Genomic DNA, 1,822 nt, shown 5'->3' with positions numbered 1-1,822 from the left:
TCGTCCAGCAGCGCCGCCGCCGCGCGGTCCAGCCCCGCGCGCAGGGCCAGCCGGCCAAGTGCCTCGGGGCCTGCCACCGCCAGCGCGGCAAGGCCCGCCAGGACGATCAGCGCGGGCTTCATTCCTGCCTCCGCAGCATGACCAGCAGGGGCGGCAGCGCCAGCAGCGCCAGCCAGGGGCCGAGGTCGCGGTAGTGCAGCGCCCGCAGCACCGGGTCGCGGGCCGATCCGCCGCTGCGCGCCAGCCGCGCGGCTAGGGCATCCATGTCCTCCCACGCCATCACCGCCCCGCCGCGCACCAGCCGGTCCAGCGCGTCGCTGGGCGCGGCGGGTGCGCCCGGTGCAGCGCCCGTCAGCCGCAGCGCCCAGATCCGCACTCCCTGCCCCGCCAGCCGCTCAGCCTCGGCGAGGGCCTGCCGGTCCACCCCGCCCCCGTCCGAGATCAGCACCAGATCGGCGCGCGGCAGCCCGGCCAGCATCTGCGCGGCCGTGCCGATGGCCGCAGCCGGGCGCGAGCCCTTGCCGGGCATCGTCTCGCCGTCCAGGACGCCGATCTGCGTCTGCAAGGTCGCGATGTCCAGCGTGGGGGCGGATGCGGTGAACGCCTCGCCCCCGTAGAGAACCAGCCCGACCGGACGCCCGGACAGGGCCTGCGCCAGTCCCGCCGCCGCCAGCTTGGCCTGATCCAGCCCGGCCCCCCTGGCGACCGAGGGCGACAGATCCACCGCCAGCACCACCGCGTCGGCCTGCGCCAGCACCGGGGCATCGCTGCGGGGCAGCGCCGGACCCGCCAGACCAAGGATCAGCAGCGCCAGGGCCAACGGCGCCAGCAGCCGCATCCACAAGGGTTGCCGCCCGCCCAGGTGCCCAAGCGCCTGCATGGCCCGCAGCATGTCGCGGGGCATCACGCGCTCCCACCCGCCGGCATTGGGCAGCCGCGTCAGGCGCAGCCCGACCAGACCCGCCAGGGGCAGCAGCGCGGCCAGCCACAAGGGGCGCAGCAGGATCAGCCCGTCCATCCGCGCCTCCGCCCGGCGATCAGGAACAGGCACAGCGCGGCCAGTGCGGCGGGCCAGACCCACAAGGGCTGCCACAGCCGCATCGGCGGGCGGGCCGAGGGGTTCGGCTCCAGCCGGTCCAGGCTTTGCGCCACCGCCTGCAGGTCGGCGGTGTCGCGGACGCGAAAGCTTTCGCCCTCGGCCGCCGCGGCCACGGCGCGCAGGGTCGCCACATCCACGGCGTCGCGCGAGTCCGGCTGGTTTTCCAGATCCTCGGGGCCAAGCGCGATGGAATGGACGCGAATGCCGTGGTCATGGGCCAGCCGCGCCGCCTCGATGGCCGGAACGGTGCCCGAGGTATCGACCCCGTCCGACATCAGCACGATCACCCGCGTGGGCGCATCGCTGCGCGACAGGCGCTTGGCGGCAAGGCCAAGCCCGTCCGAAATCGCGGTGCCGCGCCCGGATATGCCGATCTGGGCCTCGGCGATGGCGCGGGCCACGGCCTCCACGTCGAAGGTCAGGGGGGCGGCGAAATAGGCGCGCTCGCCAAAGATCACCAGCCCGATCCTGTCCCCCCGCCTTGCCGCGACAAAGGCGGATGCGGTGCGCTTGACCGCCTCCAGCCGCGTGACGGGCTGGTTGTCGAGGAAAAAGTCCTCCTTCAACATGCTGCCCGAGAGATCCATCACCAGCACGATGTCGCGCCCCGAGGCCGGGATCACGTCGCTGGCGACCTCGATCCGCGGCCCGGCAAGCGCCACGACCAGGGCGGCCCAGGCCAGCGCCGCCAGCCACGGCCCCTGCCCGCGCGCGGCCCCCGCT

General features: G+C 74.8%; 2 protein-coding genes. Both read right to left on the bottom strand.

Translation table 11 applies throughout. The features are described 5' to 3' along the window. Nucleotides 1-118: 118 nt before the first annotated feature. Entirely contained in the window at nt 119-1,018 is a 900-nt protein-coding gene (locus tag J0F76_RS21220) for a VWA domain-containing protein (RefSeq protein ID WP_278250466.1), read from the bottom strand. Beyond that, a partial coding sequence (locus J0F76_RS20570) for a VWA domain-containing protein (protein ID WP_207472320.1) occupies nt 1,006-1,822 on the bottom strand: 817 nt, incomplete at its 5' end. The genes J0F76_RS21220 and J0F76_RS20570, both read right to left, overlap by 13 nt.

Source organism: Paracoccus fontiphilus (genome assembly GCF_017356265.1).
Classification (GTDB): domain Bacteria; phylum Pseudomonadota; class Alphaproteobacteria; order Rhodobacterales; family Rhodobacteraceae; genus Paracoccus; species Paracoccus fontiphilus.
Note: the sequence above shows the minus strand (reverse complement) of the source record. Positions and strands in the feature narration are given on the sequence as shown.